Annotated in this window: 13 protein-coding genes and 1 pseudogene; 8 read left to right on the forward strand and 6 right to left on the reverse strand. The window is 69.2% G+C overall.

What is annotated here, in order from left to right:
- Nucleotides 1–11 precede the first annotated feature (11 nt).
- The 3 genes from ACFQ4H_RS21180 to ACFQ4H_RS21190 all read right to left on the reverse strand — a co-directional run bounded on the left by ACFQ4H_RS21180 (nt 12) and on the right by ACFQ4H_RS21190 (nt 3771).
- Nucleotides 12–935, reverse strand: coding sequence for an ABC transporter permease (locus tag ACFQ4H_RS21180; RefSeq protein WP_377572902.1), 924 nt, complete (start codon nt 933–935; stop codon nt 12–14).
- Nucleotides 932–1891, reverse strand: coding sequence for an ABC transporter permease (locus ACFQ4H_RS21185; RefSeq protein ID WP_377572903.1), 960 nt, complete (start codon nt 1889–1891; stop codon nt 932–934). The genes ACFQ4H_RS21180 and ACFQ4H_RS21185 overlap by 4 nt, the downstream gene beginning before the upstream one ends.
- A 77-nt stretch (nt 1892–1968) precedes the next feature.
- A complete protein-coding gene (locus ACFQ4H_RS21190) occupies nt 1969–3771 on the reverse strand; it encodes a peptide ABC transporter substrate-binding protein (RefSeq protein WP_377572905.1) in 1803 nt (600 codons plus the stop codon).
- A 287-nt stretch (nt 3772–4058) separates the two neighbouring features.
- Here ACFQ4H_RS21190 and ACFQ4H_RS21195 point away from each other — a divergent pair, with 287 nt between their 5' ends.
- Genes ACFQ4H_RS21195 through ACFQ4H_RS21205 form a run of 3 tightly spaced genes read left to right on the forward strand, consistent with a single transcriptional unit; the run spans nt 4059 to nt 7672 of the window.
- Nucleotides 4059–5204, forward strand: coding sequence for an ROK family transcriptional regulator (locus tag ACFQ4H_RS21195; RefSeq protein WP_377572907.1), 1146 nt, complete (start codon nt 4059–4061; stop codon nt 5202–5204).
- A 13-nt stretch (nt 5205–5217) separates the two neighbouring features.
- Nucleotides 5218–6687, forward strand: coding sequence for a M81 family metallopeptidase (locus ACFQ4H_RS21200; RefSeq protein WP_377572909.1), 1470 nt, complete (start codon nt 5218–5220; stop codon nt 6685–6687).
- 4 nt (nt 6688–6691) lie between these two features.
- The gene (locus tag ACFQ4H_RS21205; RefSeq protein ID WP_377572910.1) at nt 6692–7672 is read left to right on the forward strand and encodes an ROK family protein; all 981 of its coding nucleotides are present in this window, start codon (nt 6692–6694) and stop codon (nt 7670–7672) included.
- Between the two features lie 169 nt (nt 7673–7841).
- Here the strand turns inward: ACFQ4H_RS21205 and ACFQ4H_RS21210 are convergent, their stop codons facing one another.
- The gene (locus ACFQ4H_RS21210) at nt 7842–8534 is read right to left on the reverse strand and encodes a YitT family protein (protein WP_377572912.1); all 693 of its coding nucleotides are present in this window, start codon (nt 8532–8534) and stop codon (nt 7842–7844) included.
- 145 nt (nt 8535–8679) lie between these two features.
- Here ACFQ4H_RS21210 and ACFQ4H_RS21215 point away from each other — a divergent pair, with 145 nt between their 5' ends.
- On the forward strand, nt 8680–9141 hold the full coding sequence (locus ACFQ4H_RS21215) for an Lrp/AsnC family transcriptional regulator (protein WP_377572913.1): 462 nt from the start codon (nt 8680–8682) through the stop codon (nt 9139–9141).
- Between the two features lie 208 nt (nt 9142–9349).
- On the opposite strand, the gene ACFQ4H_RS21220 is transcribed toward ACFQ4H_RS21215, so the two are convergent.
- Both ACFQ4H_RS21220 and ACFQ4H_RS21225 read right to left on the reverse strand, forming a co-directional pair.
- Nucleotides 9350–10027: an AAA family ATPase gene (locus tag ACFQ4H_RS21220; RefSeq protein WP_377572915.1), complete on the reverse strand. Its 678-nt coding sequence runs from the start codon at nt 10025–10027 to the stop codon at nt 9350–9352.
- A 157-nt stretch (nt 10028–10184) separates the two neighbouring features.
- On the reverse strand, nt 10185–11195 hold the full coding sequence (locus ACFQ4H_RS21225) for a TerC/Alx family metal homeostasis membrane protein (protein ID WP_377572917.1): 1011 nt from the start codon (nt 11193–11195) through the stop codon (nt 10185–10187).
- Nucleotides 11196–11804: 609 nt separating this feature from the next.
- Between ACFQ4H_RS21225 and ACFQ4H_RS21230 the strand changes: the two genes are divergently transcribed.
- From ACFQ4H_RS21230 to ACFQ4H_RS21245, 4 genes and pseudogenes are all read left to right on the forward strand, one after another.
- Nucleotides 11805–12104, forward strand: a complete 300-nt coding sequence (locus ACFQ4H_RS21230) for a FeoA family protein (RefSeq protein ID WP_377572918.1) — start codon at nt 11805–11807, stop codon at nt 12102–12104.
- Nucleotides 12101–14050 carry a ferrous iron transporter B gene (gene feoB, locus ACFQ4H_RS21235; protein WP_377572919.1) on the forward strand — a complete coding sequence of 650 codons (1950 nt, stop codon included), beginning with the start codon at nt 12101–12103 and terminating at the stop codon, nt 14048–14050. Before ACFQ4H_RS21230 ends, feoB begins: the two co-directional genes overlap by 4 nt.
- A 7-nt stretch (nt 14051–14057) precedes the next feature.
- Nucleotides 14058–14573 (forward strand): annotated as a pseudogene (locus tag ACFQ4H_RS21240) (NifU family protein); the annotation flags it as partial.
- A 674-nt stretch (nt 14574–15247) separates the two neighbouring features.
- Nucleotides 15248–17725, forward strand: coding sequence for an Hsp70 family protein (locus tag ACFQ4H_RS21245; protein ID WP_377572921.1), 2478 nt, complete (start codon nt 15248–15250; stop codon nt 17723–17725).
- Nucleotides 17726–17847 lie beyond the last annotated feature (122 nt).

Raw genomic sequence — 17847 nt, forward strand, 5'->3', positions numbered from 1 at the left:
GCGTGCTCCTGCTACCTCCGCCGGAGGCGGACCTCGAAGGCGTCCCTCAGCCCGTCGCCGATGAAGTTGAAGGCGAGGACGATGAGGATGATGGCGATCCCGGGCGGGTACAGCAGCCACCAGTGACCGCTGTAGGTGTTCGTCAGGCCGTCGGAGAGCATCCCGCCCCAGTTCGCCGCCGGCGGCGGGACGCCGAGGCCGAGGAAGGACAGGTACGCGACGTACAGGATCGCGTCTGCGACCTGGAAGGTGGCGTTGACGATCACCGTTCCGATGGCGTTCGGCACGATGTGCCGGCGTACCGCCCGGCCGCCCGTCCCACCCATCGCCCGCATGGCCTGGACGTACTCGCGCGACCGCAGGGTCAGTGCCTCGCCGCGGACCAGCCGGGCCGGCCCCAGCCAGGCGAAGGCACCGATGATGAAGATGAGCATCGGCACGCTCGGCGTGACGATGGCGGCCAGCAGCATGAAGAGGAAGAGCGACGGGATCGACATCATCGCGTCGACCACCCGCATCATCGCCGAGTCCGCCCAGCCGCCGACGAATCCGGCGACCGCTCCCCACAGGGTGCCGAGGATGGTGGCGAGGACTCCTGCGGCGAGCCCGACCACGATCGAGGTCTGCCCGCCGAGCATGAGGCGGCCCAACTGGTCGTAGCCGAGCCCGTCGGTCCCGAGTGGATGTCCCTGCTCTCCTGGGGCCAGGTATACGGCGGTGAGGTCGGTGTGCACCTGGTCGGTGCGGTAGAAGAGCGGGCCGAGGAAGCAGATCCCGGCCAGTAGGACGAACAGGCCCAGGCCCACCAGGGCGAGCCGGTTCTCGCAGAAGACGACCAGCCCCTGCCGCCAGAGACCGCGCACCGGCCCCTCGCCCGGGTCGCCGGTCTGGTCAGGGGTCGTACCTGGCCGGACCGCCTCGGAAGGTGTGGTCATGAGGCGCTCCTGCGGAGTCGGACCCGGGGATCGACGGCGGCGTAGAGCAGGTCGGCGACGAGCGCGCCGACGACCGTCGCGATCGAGATGATGACGGTGACCCCGAGCAGGATCGGGAAGTCACGCTTCAGCGCCGCCTGCCAGAACAGCTGCCCCATGCCGGGGAAGTTGAACAGCGACTCGACGACCAACGCCCCGCTGAACAGCGCGGGCAGGTACATGCCGAGCAGCGTGATGACCGGGAACAACCCGTTGCGCAGCGTGTGCCGCAGCACGACCCGCCATTCGGACAGGCCCTTGCTGCGGGCGGTGCGGACGTAGTTCTCGTTGAGGTTGTCGACCATGGCGGAGCGTACGTACCGCGAGTAGACCGCGACGGTGACGATGGCGAGCGTGACCGTGGGTAGGACCAGCCCAGCCGGGTCGGCGAGCATCTCCGCCACGGTGAACCCCTGTGGTGCCTCCGGCGGCAGGATCGGCCAGACCTGCGAGAAGAGAATGATCATCATGAGGCCCATGAAGAAGATGGGCGTGGCGTACGCCAGCAGCGACAACGAGGTGATGGTGTAGTCGGGCCAGCGGTTTCGGCGTACCGCCTGGATCACCCCGAGCGGGATGGCCACCGCGACGGCCAGCAGGGTCGACAGTAGCGAGAGCACCATCGTCTTCGGCAGCCGTTGCCCGATCGCCTCGGTCACCGACTGGTTGAGCTGGTACGAGTAGCCGAGGTCGCCGTGCAGCAGGCGCTTTACGAACATGCCGTACTGCTGGGGCAGTGGCCGGTCGTAGCCCATCTCGTGGTTGAACGCCGCGAGCTGCTCCAGCGTCGCCTCCTTGCCGAGGGTGGCTCGCGCCGCGCCCCCGGGGAGCAGGTGCAGGATGAGGAACGCGATCACCGTGACGAGCGCGACGACGATGAGGGCCTGACCCAAGCGCGTGATGAGGTAGCGGACCACCTGGGCCGTGCCTCCTCTCCGGTCGGGGCCTCGACGGCGCGGCGGGCGCCGCCGAGGCCGGGACGATCAGTGATCGGTCACTTCCAGGACCAGTCCTGGAAGTACATGAAGTTCATCGGGTCCTGCGGCTCGACGCCCTGCAGGCCGGACCGGTAGGCGGAGAGCTGGAACACCGGGTTCGGCATCCAGAGCACCGGCAGGTCCTTGGCGAGGAAGTCGTTGTACGCCTTGAGCGCGCTCTCGTCGCCGGAGAACTGTGTGGTCTCGATGAGCCGATCGGCCTCGGGGTTGCTGTAGCTGCCCAGGTTCACCGGGGCACCGGTGGCGAAGAGCCGCTCACCGCTGGCGAACGCCGGGTAGTACCAGCTGCCCTGCGAGCCGAAGAAGGACATGTCCCACGAGCAGGCCGCCTCCGTCGGCTTGCAGGCCGGGGTGACCGCGACCGAGTCCGGCACCTCCTTGATGGTCAGCTGGATACCGAGCTTGGCCATCTGCGACTTGATCTCGGCGAACATCTTGGTGGTGGCGGTGAACCCGGTCTGGCTGGTGACCGTGAAGGCCAGTGGCGTGCCGGCGGCGACACCCTCGCCGCACTGGTTCGGGCCGGTACCCGGCGCCTGGCAGGTGGTCTGCCCGTCCGGGGTCACCTTCCAACCGTGGCTCTCCAGTAGTTCCTTGGCCTTAGCCGGGTCGAACGAATAGGCACAGCCGGCGGCGTCGGTGCCGCCGGTGCCCGGCTTGGCCGGTACCGGGCCACAGGTGGGTGCCGCGGTGCCGGACCAGATCACCTTGCTGATCGTCGGTTGGTCGATGAGCATCTGCATCGCCTGCCGCAGGTACGGCTGGTCGAACAGCACCCCGGTCTTCGGGTTGTTGAAGTTCAGCTGGAGGTAGGTGATCGACCAGCCGTACCAGGGAGAGATCGTGTAGCCCTTGGACTTGAGGTGTTCCTCCTGCGACACGTTGGCCGCGGGCACGTACCCGTAGTCGATGCCACCCGCGCGCAGCACGTTGAACTCGGCGTCGTCGCTGGTGAACGGCCGGAGCACGACCTTGGCCAGCTTCGGTTTGTCCACCCCCGAGTACTTCGGCTGGGCGGCGAGGGTGACCTCACCGTTCGGCACGTACCGCTCCAGCTTCCACGGGCCGCTGTTGACCTTCCACAGCTCGTTGGAGTCGTACGTCTTGAGGTCCTTGGCGGCGGCGGTGAGGAAGTCGAAGACCTTCCGGGCGCCCTCCGGCGTGCTGGCCTGCCCACCCACGGCCGCGGTCGCGGAGTCCCTGTCCCACGCGTGCTGCGGCAGGGGGGTGATGCGGTTGAGCTGGTTGTCGACGAACCACGCGGTGTTGTACGCCTTCGTGGTGGTGATCGAGAAGGTCTTGTCGTCCTTGACCGACCACTGGGCGATGTTGTCGGGGAAGCCACCGGCCCGGTACGACGCCCACTTGTCCTTGTTGGCGGTGACGAGGTCGTACCAGAACTGGATGTCCCTGGTGGTGACGGGCTTGCCGTCGGACCAGGTGTTGTCCTTGAGGGTGATGGTGAGGGTCTTGCCGCCGTCGCTCACCACCGGCGGCTCGGCCATCGAGCGCTGCGGGTCGATGTTGTACTGCGCGGTGCCGTCCAGCTTGTACTGGTAGAGGGACCGGTACAGCGCCTGGCCGAAGATGGCGTTCTCGCCCTGCGTGTAGCCGGGTGCCGAGATCGGCAGGATCCAGTTGGGGGTACGGAAGGCGACGGTCACGGTGTCCCTGCCCTGACTCCCGCCGTCCTTCGAAGAACCACCGCCGCTGCAGGCGGCCAGGCTCGCCCCGAGGGCGACCGTGCTGGCTACCGCCACCGCGCGGCGGAGGGCGCGCCCGGGAAATCTGCTCCTCATGAGTCTCCTCGATTGATGTGCACGTGCCCGCGTCTCCGGGTGCCGGCGGCATCGCCACGCGACCTAGCCGCCCGAGGCTGCTCCTCGACGTTCGACGCGGAGAATGTAACCGCGCCGAAGTACCAAGTCAACGAAAGTTACTCTCTTTATTCGGCATCTTCGGCCGGGGTACGCTCAAAGCCGGCGAAGCATCGGGCGATACTCTTCGCGTGGCCTCCGGACCGCATCCCGTGGCACTGCGCCACACTGAGGCGCGCCAGAGGACCGCCCAAACAAGGAGAGGCACCTTGGAACCATCGATCTCCGCCACGCTGCGCGAGCAGACCCTCAGCCTGCTGGCCAACGGCACAGCCACCTCGCGCGCCGACCTCATCGAGGCGTTGCAGGTCGCCCCCTCGACGGTCACCAGCGTGGTGCGCCGACTCCTCGAGGAGGGCGTCATCCTCGAGGAGGGGGTGGGCCGGTCCACCGGGGGGCGACGCCCCCGGATCCTGCGGCTGCGGGACACCAAGGGGGTCCTCGCCGTCGCGGAGTTGGGCGGCAGGCACGCCCGGGTGGGGTTGTGTGGGCCCGACGGCGGGCTGCGCACCACCGAGGAGGTGTCCATCGACATCGCCACCGGGCCCGACGAGGTGTTCGACATCGTCGCGGCGACATTCGCACGGCTCCAGGCGGAGACCGCGCCCGGCCAGGAGTTGCTCGGGGTCGGCGTCGCACTGCCGGGCCCGGTCGAGTTCCCCGGTGGACGGCTGGTCGGCCCCGCCCGGATGCCCGGCTGGAGCGGCGTCGACGCGCGGGGACACCTCGCCAAGCGCTTCCAGGTGCCGGTGGTCGTCGACAACGACGCCAAGGCCGCGGCGATCGGCGAGTACGTCACCCGAGGAAACGAGTTCGGCGACATGATCTACGTCAAGGCCGGCACGGGCATCGGCGCCTGCCTGGTCAGCGGCGGACAGATCTACCGGGGCGGTCGCGGCCTCAGCGGAGACGTCACGCACGTCCGCGTAGCGGACAGCGGCGAGCAGGAGTGCTCCTGTGGCAGCCGGGGCTGCCTGGAGACGGTTGCCAGTGGTGCCGCACTGGCCCGCCAACTGGCCGGGCAGGGCTCGTCGGCGACCACCATCCGGGACATCGTGGCAGCGGTCAGCGACGCGGACCCGACCGTGGTGACCCGGGTACGCCACGCCGGCAGCCTGCTCGGCGTGGCCCTCTCCGGTCTGGTCAACTTCCTCAACCCCGACGCCGTCGTCATCGGCGGCGCGCTGTCCAGCCTGGACGTCTACGTGGCCGCGACCCGGGGAATGCTCTACGGGCGCTGTCTACCCTCCATGACCCAGTCCCTGACCATCGAAGCCAGCGTCGCGGGCCCGGATGCGGCCCTGGTGGGCCTCGGGCACCTGCTACGCACGACCACCGACGTACGACCCTCCTGAGGAGCCCACACCCGTGCCCCGTCCCCTCCGCGTCGCCATCGGCGGCATCCACATCGAGTCCAGCACGTTCTCCCCCCACCTGAGCACCGCCGACGACTTCGAGGTCACCCGGGACGGTGCGCTGCTGGCGCGATACGACTGGCTCTCCCCCACTGCGTCCTGGGCCGCTGACGTCGAGTGGATCCCACTCGTACACGCCCGGGCGTTGCCCGGCGGAGCGGTGGACCGGCCAACGTACGAGGCCTGGGCCACCGAGATGACGGCGAAGCTCGGTGCGGCTGGTCCGCTCGACGGCCTGCTGCTGGACATCCACGGTGCGATGACCGTCGTCGGAAGTGACGACGCGGAGGGCGAACTGGTCACCGCCATCCGATCGGTGATCGGACCGGAGCCGTTCATCTCCGCCGCCATGGACCTGCACGGCAACGTGTCGCAGGTGCTCTTCGACGCCTGCGACCTGCTCACCTGCTACCGGACCGCACCGCACGTCGACGTGTGGCAGACCCGTGAACGCGCCGCCCGGAACCTGGTCGAGGCGTTGCGCCGACAGCAGCGCCCGCACAAGGCGTTGGTCCACGTACCGATCCTGCTGCCGGGCGAGATGACCAGCACCCGCGAGGAGCCGGCCCGGGGACTCTACGCGCGGATCCCCGAGGTCGAGACCCGCGACGGCATCGTCGACGCGGCGATCTGGATCGGGTTCGCCTGGGCCGACCAGTCGCGCTGCCGGGGTGCGGTCGTCGTCACCGGCACCGACGCCACCGCCAGCGCCGAGGCAGCCCGTGAACTCGGCGAACACTTCTGGGCAGCGCGCGACGAGTTCACCTTCGTCGCCCCCACCGGCTCGATGGACGAGTGCCTCGACACCGCCCTGGCGGCGGTCGCCGATCCGAATCGACGCCCCTTCTTCATCAGCGATTCGGGCGACAACCCCGGTGCCGGCGGCGCCGACGACGTCACCTTCGCCCTCGAACGGATGCTGGCCCGCCCGGAGATCCGGGGCGGCTCGCACCGCGCCGTGTTCGCCTCGCTGGTCGACCCGCAGGCCGTCAAGCAGATCGCCGACCTGCCGCTCGGCACACCGGTACGGGTGACGGTCGGGGGACGCATCGACGCCCGGGACCCGGGCCCGCTCCCCCTCGACGGAATCCTGGAGGCGGTCGCCGACGACCCCGACGGCGGACAGTGTGTCAGCGTACGGATCGGTGGGCTCAGCGTCTTCGTCACGTCCCGCCGGATGCAGTACCGCCTGCTGGACTCCTACGCACGGCTGGGCATCGTGGTCGACGAGATGGATCTCGTCGTGGTGAAGATCGGCTATCTCGAACCCGAACTGTTCGAGGCGGCCGGGGACTGGCTGCTGGCACTGACACCGGGCGGCGTCGACCAGGACCTCGGGCGGCTGCCGTACCGGAATGTGGTGCGACCGGTGTTTCCCCTGGACCGCGACTTCGCCGCGGACCTCACCGTGGTGACCGGGTGATCGCGTGACGCGACCCGAAGGCCAGTGCGTCCTCGCCGTCGACGTCGGGGGGACGACCATCAAGGGGGCCGTGGTCGGCGAGGATGGCGAGTTCCGGCATTCGCTGGTCGTGCCGTCGCGGGCCGACGACGACCCGGTCGAGGCCGTGCGATCCCTGTGCCTCCAGTTGCGCGACGACGCGCTCGCCCTCGGCACCGCGCCCGCCGCGATCGGCGTGGTCACTCCGGGCCTCGTCGACGAGGCCGAAGGGGTGGTGCGGTACGCCGCCAACCTCCGGTTCCGCAACGTGCCACTACGCGCCTTCATCGGGGAGGACCTCGGACTGCCGGTTGCGGTCGGGCACGACGCGCGGGCGGCCGGCATCGCCGAGGCGGTAGCCGGAGCGGCCAGCGGACTGGACAACTTCCTGCTGCTACCACTGGGCACAGGCATCGCCGCGGCGGTGGTCGTGCATGGTGCGCCGGTGCCCGGCGCGACCGGTTCGGCCGGCGAGGTCGGCCACATACCGGTCTATCCCGGCGGAGAGCCGTGCAGTTGCGGGCAGCAGGGCTGCCTGGAGGTGTACGCGTCCGCCGGGGGACTGGCCCGTCGCTATGCCCGACTCGGCGGGACCCCCGGGTTGGACAGCCGGGCCATCGCCGACGCGGTGACCACCGATCCGGTGGCCCGCACCGTCTGGGACGACGCCACCCAGGCTCTGGGGACCGCCCTGGCCACCCTCACCCTGACCCTCGACCCGGCCCGCATCATCCTCGGCGGTGGGCTCGCCGACGCGGGCGCGGTGTTCTTCGGCCCGGTGCGCGACGCCCTGCACGCGGCCCTCGCCTGGCGGCCCCCGCCCCCGGTGCTGCGCTCCGCCTTCGGCGCCCAGGCCGCGCAGGTCGGTGCCGCCGTCATGGCCCGACGGAAGGCTGGCCTGCCCGTTCCTGATGGCTGGGGCGTGTCCGATCTTGTGCGGACGGTTGCCGGACCGCACGCCTGTTGATGGCCGCCGGCGTCCGCCTGCGTGGCTGGGCTCGCCCACCCGCGCTCGACGTCATGCACCGGATGCCCATCCGGTAGCGACGCGGAACAGGGTGGCGCGTCATTGCCCAAGCCGTAGACCGTTCAAGGCCATCGCGATGTGATGGCCTTGAACGGGTTCCGGATCGGGGCTACAACGCTTCGGGATAGCGGCCAGGACGGTGATTGATGACCAGCACGAGGTTGAGGATGGCCACCCCTGCTGCGGACAGTGCGACGGTGTGCAGGGGGGCGATGAACGCTGAAAGGACCACGACGGCGGCGTCGAGGGCCAGCAGCACGTAGCCGACGCGCCAGCCGAAGCGCTCCTGGCAGACCAGGGCAACCACGTTGAAGCCGCCGAGGCTGCTGTGATGGCGCAGGACGATCAGGAGCCCGATTCCCGCAGCAAGGTTGCCAACCAGGGCGGCGTACACGGGGTTGGCGCCGTCCAGGGGCAGTAGCCGGGGCTGGAACAACGAGAAGGTGGACAGCAACACGATGGCCAGTACGGAGCTGGCCACGAAACGCGGCCCCTTGCGTTTCCAGGCGAGCACCGCGAAGGGCAGGTTGACCAGGGCGAAGATCATGCCGAACTGCCATGGAACCAGGTGGGTCAGCAGGAGCACGAGCCCGGCGGTTCCTCCGGTGACCGCGCCGGAGGTCTTGATGAGGTAGAGCCCAATCGCGGCGATCAGCGTCCCGGTGGCCAACGCCAGCAGGTTCTCGGCGATGCCGTGTCGGGCCGCAGGACGGGGCGGGGCGAGTTCGGCGGCGGGGGTGGTCATCGGGTGGCCGACGAGGTAGCGGGGCGGCACGGGGCCACGGCGGAGAGCACCGAACACGGGGCGGAGCTCCGTCGCAGCTCCTGGAGCAGGTGCGACGTCATCACTCGGTCACCTTCTAAGGTCGTTCCCGTATGCGCAAGCGAAGCCTTCTCAGTTGAGCATTGTGTAGCCGATCACCTCTATTCGGTGTCATACTGCTCAAATGGATGATCTTGATGCACGGATCCTGCTGGCTCTGGACGAAGACCCGGATGCCACAGCGCTCGCCCTGGCGCAGCGGCTCGGCATCGCCCGCAACACGCTGAGTGCACGACTGCTGCGGATGCGGCAGACCGGGGCCCTGCGGGAGTTCACCCGCAGGGTCGACCCCGCTCATCTTGGGCGTCAGTTGGTGGCGTTCATGTCCATTGCCCTGAGCCAGGCGAGTTCGGTGCATGCGACCGCGGCACTGCGGTCGGTGCCTGAGGTGATCGAGATGCACCGGACCACCGGTGAGGCGGATCTGCTGGTGAAGGTGGTCGCGCGCGATACGGCGGACCTGCAACGAATCACCGATGTCATCCTTGCGGCACCGGGCGTGGTACGGACCAATACGGCGATCTCGTTGTGCGAGGAGATGCCGCTGCGATTGCGAGCCCTCATCGAACTGGTGGCGCGGCCCTGACCCGGTACCACGCCAGAGCTCGCGTACGACCCGGGTGAGCATACGTCGATGGGGCGCCTGTTCCACCTGGCCGTACACCTTGCCGCAGGCCCCGGAGATCCCGGAGGCCCCTTCCGGGTAGTGCCCCGGTGCAGCCTGTCCGCGACGGGCGGCTCCCTTCGGCATCCGAACAGGACGTGTTCGGGCTCAAGAATGCCCGGGGGCGAGGTCATCGGTGAGCGTTCACGAAGGCAACGATCTCATCAAGGCCGGGTCGGTAGCCGTCGCTGGTGTCCACTTCGATCTCAGGCACATCAAGTCGGACGCGGTCGAAACTGTCGTGGCCAGTCCCGTGCACCTGCTGGTCGACAAGGTACGCATCGGCGTGTGCACGCCGCTTCGGGCTCTCCTCCTGCCGCTGCTGGATGCGGTCCCATGCCACCCCGGCCGAGACCTGGCAATGGACGACCCGGATGTCGGCGAGTACCCCCAAAGGCCGCAGGTACGGACGCCAGAGCCGGTCCTGGAAGGCTGCCTCGGCCACCGTGGTGACACCTCCCGTCAGGAGCAGTTCCAGCACCTGAAAGAACGTCGGGAGCGTTCGCACGCTCAGTTCGTCGCTCGGTGCGGCGACAAAGTCGCCAGCCACATGGACCATGCCCTCCTTGATCTCGTCTCGGCAGATCGCCGGACAACCGATCTGCCGGGCTAGTCGATGGGCAAGCGTGGTCTTGCCCGCGCCGGGCGGGCCGCTGACGACGACAAGAACCGGTTTTCTCCGCACCAGATCGTTTATAGCCCCGGCACCCCGATGACCGTGGCGCCGGCCGAGCCGCGCACTTTCACGCCGCCCGGGCCCCGAGAACACCTCGGGGCCCGTACGGTCGTGGCGGTGGCCACCGTTCACGCAGCACCAGACACGGAGAGTCGGCACAGGTCGCGGGCGTGTCACCTGACGCGTCGGATCCGGTTCCGGCACTGGCATGCCCGGCATCGCCGCGCCAGGGCGGGTCACGGTCGCCTCGACCTTGGCCGGTCGTGCCGGATCCGCCCGGCCGCAGCGTCTACTGCCGTTCGGTGACGACCTCCTTGGAGCCCGGCACCGCGTTGCGCGTCGCGCGCAGGCTGGTGATGGTGACGGTGGTCAGCACGCCGACGATGACCAGGAGCGAGACCTCGGTGGAGATCACCGGAACGCCCTTCCAGATGCCGTACGCCCAGTGCAGGCCGAGCTTGATCCCGATGAAGGCCAGGATGACGGCCAAGCCGTGGCTGAGGTGGACCAGCCGGCTCAGCGCTGCGTGCAGCACGAAGTACAGGGCCCGCAGGCCCAGCAGGGCGAAGGCGTTGGTGGCGAAGACGAGGTACGGGTCCTCGGTGATGCCGTAGACGGCCGGCACCGAGTCGATGGCGAAGACCACATCGGTGGCGAACACCGCCGCCACCACCAGCGCCAGCGGGGTGAACGCCCGTCGGCCGTCGACCCGCACGATCATCTTCGTGCCGCGGTACTCGTCGACCACGGGCATGATGCGACGCAGCAGGCGCACCGAGCGCATGGCGCTGATGTCGACCGTCTGCTCGTGGCCGCTGAACGCGTCGCGGAACAGCTTGACCGCGGTGAACAACAGGATCAGCGCGAAGATCAGGAAGGCGAAGTCGAGGGTCTGCAACGCCGCATGGCCCAGGGCGATGAACACACCACGCAGCACCAGCGCTCCGGTGATACCGAACAGCAGCACCCGCTGGGCAAGCACGCTCGGCACCGCGAAGGCGGCCAGCAGCAGCATGAAGACGAAGAGGTTGTCGACCGAGAGCGACTTCTCGACCAGGTAACCGGTGAGGTAGTCGAAGCCCCGGTCCGAGCCGAACTCGGACCAGATCCAGGCGCCGAAGGCCAGCGGCAGCGCGATGTAGAACGCCGACCAGCCCAGCGCCTCCTTCAGCGACACCTCGTGCGGCCGGCGGGTCACCACGAAGTCGAGCACCAGCAGGGCGATCACCCCGGCGATGGTCACCGCCCAGAGCGACGGCGTGCCTACCGACTCCAGGCCGGCAGCAGCATATTTGGGCACGAATCCTCCTCGAACACCGTGTCATGTTCGAGGTCTCCTTCACCCATGCTTCATGGGCAGCCACCCGAGACGCACTCCGGGTGCGCCGTACTGACCGGTATGGCTCGTGGGAAGTACTCCCCTCGTACCGACAAGGTTAGGGCAGTGCCGGCGGCGGGCGTGGGTGGCCCCGCTCACCGACCCACCTGACCGCACCGGCCAAGCCGGTAATCGATCAGGCCCAGGATGAACGAACAGAGCGGTCAGGCATCGGTCGAAGAAGGTCAGAATTCGTCCCGCGTGAGGTATCTGTCACGGATCACCCGCTTGAGGATCTTCCGGGTGGCCTCGTCGTCGTCGAGGTACCCAGCCAGCAGCAGCGCCCGTCGCCACGCGAACCCCGAACCGCTGCGCCTGTGTCTGGCCTTCGGGCGATGTTGGCGGCGGCGGGTGATGGGCCGACGAACAGGCAGAGGCCACCGCGACACCTCCGTGGTCCTGCTGCGGACACCGTATGAGTCATGACTCATCGGTGCAGGATCGGGTCCAACGGCCCGCGCCCGGCGCGAAGTGCGAGGTTAGCCTGCCCTTACAAGTGGAGGTACCGAGGCCAACTGCCGGAGGTTACGGATGGCCAGCACACGCACCGCCGAGCGGCAACGCCGTCGCCCCTCCCCGGACCTCGGGGTCGGCACCGGCACCCTCGCCGACCTGCCGCCCGGCGCTCAGGCGAGGGTCACCGGCATCATCGCGACGACACCGGGCACCGCCGGGCGTCTGGCGGATCTCGGGTTCACCGTGGGCACGGTGGTGCAGGTGCTGCGGCGGGCGCCGCTGGGCGACCCGGTGCTGTACCGGGTGAAGGACTACGAGGTGTGCCTGCGTCGGGCGCAGTCGGCATGCGTACGGGTGGTAGAGGTGGACCGTTGACCGCCGGGTGCCACGACGGCGGTGGTACGGGCACGGTCGCGACCCAGGCACCGCGAATCGCGCTGGTCGGCGCCCCTAACGCGGGCAAGACCAGCATCTTCAACGCCCTGACGGGGTTACGCGGCAAGACCGGCAACTATCCCGGGGTGACGGTGGCCCGGTCCGTGGGAACCTGCCGGGTGGGGCGGGACCGGTACGTCATCGAGGACCTGCCGGGCACGTACGGCCTGGAGCCGGTCAGCCCGGACGAACGGATCATGGTCGATGTCCTCGACGGCCGCGCCGACGGCGTGGACCGGCCGGACGCGCTGCTGGTGGTGGTCGACGCCACCACCCTGCGCCGGTCGCTGGGGTTCGTCGCGCAGGTTCTGGCCCGCGGCCTGCCGGTATGTGTGGTCGTCACCTTCACCGACGAACTGGCCCGCCGTCAGGGCCACCTGGACATCGACGCGGTCGCCCAGGCGCTGGGCGCACCGGTGCTGCGGGTGGTCGGCCATCGCCGGTACGGGGTCACGGAACTGCGCGAAGCACTGGCCGACTGGGCGACGTGGCCGGTTCCCCCACTCCCGCCGCCGACCGAGCCGGCCGAGCGGGATGCGTGGGTCGAGTCCGTCCTGACGTACGCCGACTACCGTGCCGCCGAACGGCACCGGGTCACGCAGCGCGTCGACGGCGTTCTGCTGCACCCGGTCTGGGGCACGGTGGTCTTCTTCGCGGTGATGGTGCTGTTCTTCCAGACGTTGTTTACCGCCGCCGCCCCGTTGCAGGACGCCGTGGAGGCAGGCTTCCGTGCCCTGGCGGCCCTGGTCGCCACACACGTGGAGAACCGCTGGCTGGCCTCTCTGTTCGGTGACGCGCTGATCGGCGGGGTGGGCGGCGTCCTGGTCTTCGTCCCGCAGATCATGCTGCTGTTCCTGCTGATCGCCCTCCTCGACGGGGTCGGTTACATGTCCCGCGCGGCGTTCCTGATGGACCGGGTGATGGCCCGCGCCGGGCTGGAGGGGCGCGCCTTCGTCGCGCTGCTCTCCTCGTTCGCCTGCGCGATCCCCGGCATCATGGCCACCCGGACCCTGCCGTCGGCCAGGGACCGGATCGCCACCATGATGGCCGCGCCACTGATCACCTGCTCGGCCCGGCTGCCGGTCTACGTCCTGCTGGTCGACCTCCTGGTCGATCCGTCAGCCTCGGTGGGCCCGTTCGGCGCGCAGGGGCTGGTCATGTTCGGTCTGTACGTACTCGGTGCCGTATCGGCGATGCTGGCGGCGTGGGCGTTCAAGAAACTCGGCAACCGGCGTGGCGCGCTCATGCCGTTCTATCTGGAGATGCCGCCCTACCGGCTACCCGCGCCCCGGTCGATCCTGATCGCCGTCTGGAGTTCCGCCCGGTCGTTCCTGCGCAAGTGCTCCACCATCATCGTGGCCACCACGATCGTGCTGTGGCTGCTGCTGAACCTGCCGCTGCACTCGGCCGCGCAACTGCGTGCTGCCGGTGTCGACACCGGCGATCCGGCGGCGGTCTCCGCCTACACCGTCGACCACAGCTATGCGGCGGGCCTCGGCCGCCTGGTGGCGCCGGTGTTCGACCCGCTCGGCTTCGACTGGCGGATCAACGTCGGGATACTGTCGGCCCAGTCCGCCCGGGAGACGTTCGTGGCCACTCTCGGCCAGGTCGCGGCGGCCGAGGACCCGGAGGACCCGGCCGAGGCGCTACGCGCCATGACGTACTCCGACGGCGACCGCGCCGGGCAGCGGGTCTTCACGCCGCCCACGGTCGCCGCGCTGCTGGTCTACTTCGCGTACGCCCTGCAGTGCATGGCCACCGTCGGGGTGATCCGTCGGGAGACCGGCACCTGGAGATGGCCCGCCATCGCCTTCGGTTACCTCGCCGTGACCGCCTGGCTGATGGCCTACCTCGCCCGGTTCGTCACCGGTCTGCTGACGGGGTAGCGCGATGGTGGTTCCCATACACCCCCAGTCATGTCCGGGCGACCCGGACCGGGTGCGCTGGATCATCCCCGCCAGCCTGCTGAGCGGCACCGGCACCGTCACGGCGGTCCCGGTGCCGCTGGCGGCGCTGCTGACCGACGGTACCCTCGCCGAGATCGTGGTGGAGCCCGCTGCGGTGGTGACCCGACTCGGCCATGGGCGCAGCTGGTCCACCGACGCTCCCCGAGTACGCACCGCGATCCACGCGGCCCTTGAGGAGCCCACCGCGTGGATCGCGGCGGACGACCCCGACGGCTGCGGAGTCGACGCCCTGCTGTACCCGGTGGTCCAGGAGTTGCTGGACGGAGCGGTCGGTCAGTACGCCCGCTCCCATGGCGGCCGGATCGACCTGGTCGACATACGCGACGGCGTCGTGACCGTCCGCCTCACCGGCGCCTGCCACGGTTGTCCCGCCGCCCACCTGACCCTGCGTCACCGGCTGGAACGCGACCTGCGCCGGTGGTACCCGGCCGTGCGTGTGGTGGACGCTGGACGGGCACCATGGACCGGGCCTGCCAGAACGCAGGTTCCCGGCGCGGCCCCGGTCACCTGCGCCACGTTGGCGTCACCGGCCAGACCGACTCGGGACCGGGAGTCCGATCCGTGCGCGCCAGGCAGCCGCAGGGCGTCGTCGTACCCGCGGGGCAGTCTGATCCGCTGCCGCTGCAGCGTCTGCTACAGATCCAGCTCTGCTGGTAGACATGCCGAGTCCGCGCAACAGCATCCGTAGGATCGGTCGATACCGACCGAAGCTGTCATCCGAAAGGTCCATATCGGACAGCCTCGGCATGCTGCGGTAGCGTTCCCCGCGTGGTGACACCCCGCTCGAATCCGCTGGGCGGTGTCCAACCCGCCGTCCAGGCCCGGTGGCATCCGGATGTCCATGTTGGTCACGTCCACCGGCGTTACGGCCAGTAGTTCGAGCAGCTGGTCAGCTTCCTCCACACAGGGTGGCCGGCAGCAGACAAGAGCAGTTGTCGGCCCGCCCGGAACAGGCACCATCGTCCGCCACCGCGACATCCATTGGTCGGCCACCCGAAACATGTGCCCGCGGCCCCGGCGCCGTCACGACCCTGAGTACCATAATCGCCTGACCTCGACTCAATATGCTGGTCGCTCGAGCGTCGATAACCTATCGGTCCTGAACAAGGGGGCTGGATGTACGGGGTCGGTGTCGATCTGGGTACGAGTTTCGCTGCCGCGGCCATAGCGTGCGACGGAGCCCTCGACATGGTGCGGCTCGGTGGGCAGGCGATGGTGACCCCGTCCGCCGTGTACCTCGACGAGAACGGCCAACTGGTGACCGGTGAGGCCGCCGACCGCCTCGGTCTCCAGGACGCCAGCCGGGTCGCCCGGGAGTTCAAGCGCCGACTCGGCGACCCCACCCCGGTGCTCCTCGCCGGCGCACCGCACTCCCCTACCGCGTTGATGGCCGCCCTGCTCCGCTCGATCGTCGAGCGGGTGACCCAGACACGGGGCGGACCACCGGACCACATCGTGTTGACCCACCCAGCCGTGTGGGGTCCCTACCGACGGGAGCAGTTCGCCGCCATCCCTCCCCTGGCGGGCCTGCCCCGACCGGCCAGCTCGCACGCGGACCCGGTACCGCCGGTCTCCGGCGAACCGACGATCCATACGGTCACCGAGCCGGTGGCCGCAGCGACCTACTACTGCTCTACCCATCCCTTGCCCCGCGATGGTCTGCTGGCCGTCTACGACCTGGGCGGGGGGACCTTCGACAGCGCCGTCGTACGTAACGGTGATGACGGACTCGAGATCGTAGGCACCCCGGAGGGCATCGAGTGGCTCGGTGGTGCCGACTTCGACCAGGCAATTCTGGATCACGTCAATCGTCAGCTCGGCGGTGCCATCGACAAACTGGATCACGCCGACCGCGACGCCGCTGCGCTGCTGGCCATGGTCGAGCGCGAGTGCCTCCTGGCGAAGGAGGCCCTTTCCACGCGCCCGCAGGTGGATGTCACGGTGTCCCTGCCCGACGGCGATCGACACGTGACCATCACCAGGGAACTGTTCGAAAAAACGATCACTCCCTCTCTGGACGCCACCGTCGAGGCGTTCCGGCGGGCTGTGATGACCGCCGGCGTCACGCCGCGAGACCTCACCGCGATCCTCCTCGTGGGTGGCTCCTCGCAGATACCACGGGTCGCCGAGGTGCTACGTGACACGTTCCGACGGCCGATCCTGATCAATACCCATCCGAAGCACGCGGTGGCGCTGGGCGCCGCCATGCGCGCCGCTGACGCCATCACCGCGCAAACCGCATCACGTGGGCGGCGCAACGTCGTCGGTGTCACGCCGCCATCGGACCCGCCGGAAGATGCCACGGCCGGGACCGAGGCCAGCCCGGTAAGAGCCGAGCCCGCCACGGCCGGGACCGTCAACGTCGCGGCGGGCGTGTCCGCGCCGCCAGCCCGCGCATCGGGCCCCACCGAAGCCCCGGCAGACGTACGCCCACAGGGGCCGACCGCGCCCGTTCCGAAACGGCGCCGTTTGCGGTCCCGATACCTCCTGCTGCCCGCCATCGTCGGTCTCGCCGCACTGGTGGGCGCGTCGTTCCTGGTCGTGCCCCTGCTGTGGGCTGACCAGACGCCCGTCTGCGGCACCGCCGACATCGCCCGACACCAGCCGGCGACTGCGTCCTCAACCGAGGGCATGGACTACGCCGCAGCCAACGCGGTCGACAACAACAGCACCAGCCGCTGGAGCAGCGTCACCGGTGATCCACAATGGCTCCAGGTCGACCTGGGCCGGCAGGTCGACGTGTGCGGCGTGTCGATCCAGTGGGCGAGCGCATACGCGACCGCGTACCAGATCCAACTGTCGGTCGACGGGCGGACCTGGACCGACGTCTACTCCACGACAACCGGTGACGGCGGCAAGCAGCGATTCACCGTCTCCGGCACCGGCCGATACGTACGTGTGCTCGGCACCGCCCATACGAACGGCTCCGGTTATTCGATCTCGGATCTCACCGTTCACACCAACGGGGTCCCGGTCAACCCGAACCTCGCGCTGCCCGACACCACCAAGTCGACCAGCGTGAGCCCGACCAGCCCCACCGCTTCGAAATCGACCGTCTCCGACCGGGAGGCGCAAGGCCAGGCCAACCGGAACGCGACTCCACGCGGATCGACCGGGGTTCCCGCCGGCAGCACCAGCGGGCTCCGGAGCGTGGCCACCGGACTCTGCGTGGACAGCAACACCAAGCCGGTGGTCGCGCTGAACGGCACGCCGATGGGCGGGCAGGCCTTCGCCGCTGCCTGCACCAGCGCGATCAGCCAGAAATGGCGCGAGGGACCGCCGCTTTCCGAGGACACCGCCCCAGGTGCCGACTGGTACCGGCTGCTCAACCAGATGACCGGATTCTGCTTCGACAGCAATGGCGACGGTCTCGTCTACACCCTGCCGTGCCTGAACCCGAACCGGTATCAGCTCTGGCAGCGGGTGGCCAATCCGCGCCCGGCCAGCGGGTCGGTGTCGCCCGGCACCGTGGTTGCCTACCGCAATCTGCAAACCGGACGGTGCATCAGCCTGGCGGCGTCCGACAAGAAGGTAGAAACCCTGCCCTGCCCGTCCGGCAACAGTTGGCCAACCAGCATGCTGTTCTGGCGCTGACCAACAGCGCCGGCCTCAACGCCCGAACACATCCGATTGGCACCGCGCCGCCAGCTTTGCGCGATGCACGAGTACCAGATGGCCGGTCGGCGGTCACGTCCTGCTGACCCTCGGCACGCAGT

It is taken from the genome of Micromonospora sonneratiae (assembly GCF_042679305.1).
Classification (GTDB): Bacteria; Actinomycetota; Actinomycetes; order Mycobacteriales; family Micromonosporaceae; genus Micromonospora_H; species Micromonospora_H sonneratiae.